The sequence below is a fragment of the Bradyrhizobium sp. P2_E8 genome, assembly GCF_056403875.1.
Window position 1 is genome coordinate 1 of the sequence record NZ_JBFUES010000436.1, and the last position, 6,015, is coordinate 6,015.

8 protein-coding genes are annotated in these 6,015 nt (G+C 63.5%); 7 read left to right on the top strand and 1 reads right to left on the bottom strand.

The features are described from left to right. Window positions 1–242: DUF4339 domain-containing protein (locus AC1D00_RS22855; protein ID WP_477012209.1), on the bottom strand; the 242-nt coding region annotated here is incomplete at its 3' end. Window positions 243–480: 238 nt separating this feature from the next. On the opposite strand from AC1D00_RS22855, the gene AC1D00_RS22860 reads away from it, so the two are divergent. The 7 genes from AC1D00_RS22860 to AC1D00_RS22890 all read left to right on the top strand — a co-directional run. Further along, entirely contained in the window at window positions 481–819 is a 339-nt protein-coding gene (locus tag AC1D00_RS22860; RefSeq protein ID WP_008142802.1) for a P-II family nitrogen regulator, read from the top strand. Window positions 820–1,042: 223 nt separating this feature from the next. Further along, window positions 1,043–2,344 carry an ammonium transporter gene (locus tag AC1D00_RS22865; RefSeq protein ID WP_477012210.1) on the top strand — a complete coding sequence of 434 codons (1,302 nt, stop codon included), beginning with the start codon at window positions 1,043–1,045 and terminating at the stop codon, window positions 2,342–2,344. 85 nt (window positions 2,345–2,429) lie between these two features. Then, window positions 2,430–2,744 (top strand): ArsR/SmtB family transcription factor, encoded by a 315-nt coding sequence (locus tag AC1D00_RS22870; RefSeq protein WP_135178620.1) that lies wholly within the window; start codon window positions 2,430–2,432, stop codon window positions 2,742–2,744. Between the two features lie 28 nt (window positions 2,745–2,772). After that, window positions 2,773–3,126, top strand: coding sequence for an SRPBCC family protein (locus tag AC1D00_RS22875; protein ID WP_135178621.1), 354 nt, complete (start codon window positions 2,773–2,775; stop codon window positions 3,124–3,126). Window positions 3,127–3,166: 40 nt separating this feature from the next. After that, window positions 3,167–3,769, top strand: coding sequence for an ATP-dependent Clp protease proteolytic subunit (locus tag AC1D00_RS22880; RefSeq protein WP_135178622.1), 603 nt, complete (start codon window positions 3,167–3,169; stop codon window positions 3,767–3,769). 445 nt (window positions 3,770–4,214) lie between these two features. Continuing rightward, window positions 4,215–4,553 carry a P-II family nitrogen regulator gene (locus AC1D00_RS22885; RefSeq protein WP_008142813.1) on the top strand — a complete coding sequence of 113 codons (339 nt, stop codon included), beginning with the start codon at window positions 4,215–4,217 and terminating at the stop codon, window positions 4,551–4,553. Between the two features lie 37 nt (window positions 4,554–4,590). Beyond that, a partial coding sequence (locus AC1D00_RS22890) for an ammonium transporter (RefSeq protein WP_477012211.1) occupies window positions 4,591–6,015 on the top strand: 1,425 nt, incomplete at its 3' end.

Below are 6,015 nucleotides of genomic sequence, written 5' to 3' on the forward strand. Positions count from 1 at the left end.
CCGCCGGCAGCACCGCCATAGCCACCGCCGCCCATCATCGGCGGGCCGCCGGCCGGAATCATCGGCGGTGCGCCGCCGCCGACCAGGCCGGGAATCTCGGCGGCCTTCTGCCAGCCGGCCATGCCCTCGGTCCACACCAGCGTATCCGGGCGCACGACGCCCTGGGCGATCAGATCGCGGAATTGCCCGTCCGGAAAGGGCCCCTGCTGCTTGCCCTCGGATGCGTAGAACCAGCTCGCCATGAAGCGTCCCCCTTAAACATACTTATGTACCGGCTGGGACGCTTCGGTTCACCGCATCCATGCCAAAAGTGCATTGTGAAGGATGAACGGCTGCCCTGTACAGAGGCGGCCGTTCACAACGCCAAACGTTTTTCCGCTTCAATCTGCAACTTTTTTATGCCATTTGCCCGGAAAGATGCCAGATTGACGCGGCGCCGGGGACATACGGCGCGGCGCATCCCGGGGAATAGGCCTGACCATGAAACTCGTCGTCGCGATCATCAAACCCTTCAAGCTCGATGAGGTCCGCCAGGCCCTGACGGCGATCGGCGTCCACGGCATGACCGTGACCGAGGTCAAGGGTTATGGCCGCCAGAAGGGCCACACCGAGATCTATCGCGGCGCGGAATATGTCGTGAACTTCCTGCCGAAGCTGCGCATCGAGATCGCGGTCGCCTCCGATGTCGCCGACAAGGCGGTCGCCGTGATCACCGCGACCGCGCGCACCGGGCAGATCGGCGACGGCAAGATTTTCGTCACGCCGATCGACCACGCGCTGCGCATCCGCACCGGCGAAACCGACAGCGACGCGCTCTAAATTCGACTGTGTCGCAGGACCCTCATGGTGAGGAGCGCGGAACGCGCGTCTCGAACCAAGAAGGCCCGGCTCTCGCCCGTGGCCATCCTTCGAGACGCCCGCTTGTCGCGGGCTCCTCAGGATGAGGGTGGAGTGCGGTGATGCAGTGAGACTAACTCTTGTCTAGATCGCAGCGGGCAACGACGCCACAGCTGCGACGCAATTTCTGTGCTGGGGGAACGACATGGCGGGATTGTTGCGCCGCGCGGCCGCTATGGCTGCGCCGATCGGGTTTGCATCGGTCATTGCGTCGCCGGCACATGCTGCAGGCTCCGAGATCAACACCGCCGATACCGCCTGGATGATCGTCGCCACCGCGCTGGTGCTGATGATGACGATCCCCGGCCTTGCGCTGTTCTACTCCGGCATGGTGCGCAAGAAGAACGTGCTGGCGACGATGGCGCAGAGCCTTGCCGCCGTGACGATGATCTCGATTCTCTGGGTCGCGTTCGGCTATTCGCTCTGCTTCGTCGGCGACGGCCCATGGATCGGCACGCTCGATCGCTGGTTCCTTGCGGGCATGACGCTCGAGAGCGTCAACCCGGCGGCGAAAACGATCCCGGAATCGCTGTTCATGCTGTACCAGATGACGTTTGCGATCATCACGGTGGCGCTGGTCGCGGGCTCGGTCGCCGACCGCATGCGATTCTCCGCCTATCTGCTGTTCTCCGTCGCCTGGTTCATCTTCGTCTACATTCCACTGGCGCATTGGGTCTGGGGCGGCGGCTTCCTCGCCAGCATGGGCGTGCTGGATTTCGCCGGCGGCCTCGTCGTGCATCTGTCGGCCGGCACCGCCGGCCTCGTCGCGGCGAAGGTGATGGGACGCCGTCACGGCTACGGCACCGAAAATCTCTCGCCGTTCGACCTGTCGCTCGCCGTGATGGGCACCGGCCTGTTGTGGGTCGGCTGGTTCGGCTTCAACGGCGGTTCGGCCGGCGCGGCCAATTCGCGCGCGGTGCTGGCGATCATCGCGACGCATCTGGCCGCCTGCTCCGGCGCGCTGACCTGGGGCGCGATCGAATGGTCGACGCGGCGCAAGCCCTCCGTGCTCGGCATGATCTCCGGCGCGGTGGCAGGCCTCGGCACCATCACGCCGGCCTCGGGCTTCGTCGCGCCGTGGCATGGCATCGTCATCGGCATCATCGCCGGGGCGGTTTGCTACTGGGCCTGCACGTGGCTGAAGCACCGCTTCGACTATGWCGATTCGCTCGACGTGTTCGGCGTCCACGGCATCGGCGGGCTGACCGGCGCCCTGCTCGCCGGGGTGTTCGCAACCAGCGCCATCGGCGGCACCGCCGGCCTGATCGAGGGCCATCCGCAGCAGCTTCTGATCCAGCTTTATGGGGTCGCCGTCACCTTCATCTGGTCGGCTGGGGTCAGCTTCATCCTGCTCAAGCTGGTCAGCCTGTTCGTGCCATTGCGCGTATCCCGTGAGCACGAGCTCGAGGGACTGGATATTTCGCAGCACGGCGAGGCGTTGCAGTAAGCCGCGGGCAGCCGGTTCGAAGCCCTGAGCAGCCTGGGGTCACTCGGGACTTGCGTAACACATAAGCGTGTGCTTATGTATCGTCATGATCGAAGCCGACATCTTCAAGGCGCTGGCCGACCCGACGCGTCGAAAGGTCTTTGAGAAGCTCGCTGGCGGAAGCCTGAATGCGAGCGCCTTGCGCGACGGGTTGGAGATCAGCCAACCGGCGATGTCGCAGCATCTCGCGGTGCTGCGCGCGGCAGGCCTGGTGCGTGAACAGCGGCAGGGCCGCTTTGTGAACTACGAAGTCGACCCAGACGGAATCGTCGCCATCGGGGCATGGCTTGCGCGCTACCGCGCCTACTGGCCGCAGCGCATGGAAGCACTCGCCGATCTCTTGAAGGACATGGATCAATAAGAATCTGGACCAATAAGGACCTGGACCGATGAGCGACGCCGCGAAGCCTGATCGTCCCGACGAAGCCCTGGTGCTTGAATATGAATTCGATGCGCCGCCAGCAAAGGTCTGGCGCGCCGTGACCATTCCGGCCTTGCGCGAGCGCTGGCTGCCGGATTGCGACCTTGCGGGCGCCGTGCCGGAATCGACGATCGCAGGCGAAGAGGTGCGCTACCGGCTTCGCGATTCGGAGCCGCCGTTTCGCGAGAGCCACGTCATCTTCCGGATCGAGCCGAACGAGGATGGCGGCACCCGCTTCCGCATCATCCAGCAAGCCTGCGACGACCTCGCGAAACTGCCGCAGCCGGCCAACACCAATTGCTGCCTGATGATGGCGGCCTAGCAGCAAAAGACTTCATCACCTGCAAACATGGAGGTCGCCAATGCGCGACATGCTTCAGCTCGTCCCTATGGTGGTCGAACAATCCACCCGCGGCGAGCGATCCTTCGACATCTATTCGCGGCTCTTGCGCGAGCGCATCATCTTCCTCAACGGCGAGGTCAATGATGCGATGTCCGGACTGGTCTGCGCGCAACTCCTGTTCCTGGAGGCGGAGAACCCGAACAAGCCGATCAACCTCTACATCAATTCCTATGGCGGCGTGATCACCAGTGGACTGGCGATGTACGACACCATGCAGTTCATCAAGGCGCCGGTCCATACGCTGTGCATGGGCACCGCACGCTCCATGGGTTCGTTCCTGCTGATGGCCGGCGAACCCGGTCACCGCGCCGCCCTGCCCAATGCCAGCCTTCACGTGCATCAGCCACTCGGCGGCTTTCAAGGCCAGGCGTCTGACATCCTGATCCATGCCACCGAAATGCAGGACACCAAGCGGCGCATCATCCGGCTCTATGCGCAACATTGCAGGCGTCCCGTGGAGGAGGTGGAACGGACCCTGGACCGCGACCACTTCATGACCGCGCAGCAGGGGGTCGAGTGGGGATTGATCGACCGGGTCTTTGCGGAGCGCGACGCTGCCTGACGGTCCGACGGCGGCTTCAGCCAGATACCGTCCGGCAAGCTTTGTTCTGCCCAAGCTGCTCGGCCGGTTGCGCGCATCCCGTGAGCACGAGCTCCAGCGGTTCGGTATTTCGCCGCACGGCGAAGCATTTCAGTAGCTCTGCCCATAATTAGATACCTTTTTGCTGCCCGACACATGAGCAACATTGTGTCGGCAGCCTGTCGTGCACTTATTTTGAGCAGACGTGACCAGCTTTTGAGCGCGACGTAATAGCGCACTGCACTGCAGCACGCGTCAAACGCGAAAACCCCCGCTTTCATAGTCCGTTAGGCAACACGCCCGTTCTGGCACGGCATTTGATTCTAGGGGTCCGGCTGTGCCCGCGTAGTGAAACTTCTCCCTCGTGGCGAACCAGTCGAGAAACGCCCGGCCACGTCCGGACCGGGCCCAAGCGGGGATAGGACCCATGAAAATTGTTATGGCGATTATCAAGCCATTCAAGCTGGAAGAAGTCCGTGACGCCCTGACCGCCATCGGCGTTCACGGTCTCACGGTGACGGAAGTCAAGGGATATGGCCGCCAGAAGGGCCATACGGAAATCTATCGCGGCGCCGAATATGCGGTGAGTTTCCTGCCCAAGATCAAGATCGAGGTCGCTGTCGCCTCCGACCAGGTCGACAAGACCATCGACGCCATCACGTCCGCTGCGAAAACCGGACAGATCGGCGACGGCAAGATCTTCGTCATCAACCTCGACCATGCGGTTCGTATCCGCACCGGCGAGGCCGATGCCGCGGCCCTCTGATTTCGCGCTCAACCTTATCCAATCAGGAGTAAACAATATGACGTTCAAGCGTCCCTATGGCGCGGGATTGGCGGCTCTCGCAGTCGGCCTGTTCGCTGCGACCGCAGCCTATGCCGAGCCAACGGTCAACAAGGGAGACAACGCCTGGATGCTGACATCGACAGTCCTCGTGCTGTTGATGACGATCCCGGGTCTTGCGCTGTTCTACGGCGGTCTCGTCCGTTCCAAGAACATGCTCTCGGTCTTGATGCAGGTCTTCTACACCGTCTGCGTCGTCACCGTGATCTGGGCCGTGTACGGCTACAGCCTCGCCTTCACCGGCGGCTCCGACTTCATCGGCGGCTTCTCCAAGGCCTTCATGATGGGCGTCACCACCGACTCGAAGGCCGCGACCTTCTCGGTCGATGCCAACATCTCGGAGCTCATCTACATGTGCTTCCAGATGACCTTCGCGGCGATCACGCCCGCCCTCATCGTCGGCGCCTTCGCCGAGCGCATGAAGTTCTCGGCGATCGCTCTTTTCATCCCACTCTGGGTCACGCTGATCTACTTCCCGATCGCGCACATGGTCTGGTACTGGCCGGGCCCGGACGCGATCCAGGATGCGGCCAAGGCTCTGGCTGCTGCGACTGATGCAGCGGCGAAGACCGCGGCGCAGGCCAAGCTCGACGAGATCAACGCCGACGCCGGCTGGATCTTCAAGAAGGGCGCGATCGACTTCGCGGGCGGCACCGTGGTGCACATCAACGCCGGCATCGCAGGTCTCGTCGGCGCTCTCTTGATCGGCAAGCGCACCGGCTACGGCAAGGAGCTGATGGCTCCGCACTCGCTGACCATGTCGATGATCGGCGCCTCGCTGCTCTGGGTCGGCTGGTTCGGCTTCAACGCCGGCTCCAACCTCGAAGCCAACGGTGGCGCTGCCCTCGCCATGACCAACTCCTTCGTCGCCACCGCGGCCGCCGCGCTGTCGTGGATGTTCGCGGAGTGGATCGTGAAGGGTCACCCGTCGGTGCTCGGCGTCATCTCCGGCGCTGTCGCGGGTCTCGTGGCCGTCACGCCCGCCGCCGGCTTCTCCGGCGTCATGGGCGCGATCGTCCTCGGTCTCGTGGTCGGCGTGGTCTGCCTGTTCTTCTGCACCGTCGTGAAGAACGCGATCGGCTACGACGACTCCCTCGACGTGTTCGGCGTGCACTGCATCGGCGGCATCGTCGGCGCTCTCGGTACCGGCATCCTGGTGAACCCCGCCCTCGGCGGCGCCGGCATCATCGACTACACGGCGATCCCGCCGAAGGTTGCCGATTACGACTTCGCGGCGCAGATGGTGTCCCAGTTCTGGGGCGTCTGCACCACGCTGGTGTGGTCGGGCATCGGTTCGGCGATCCTCTACAAGGTCGTCGATGTGATCGTTGGCCTCCGCGCCAATGTCGAGAGCGAGCGTGAAGGCCTCGACATCACCGAGCAC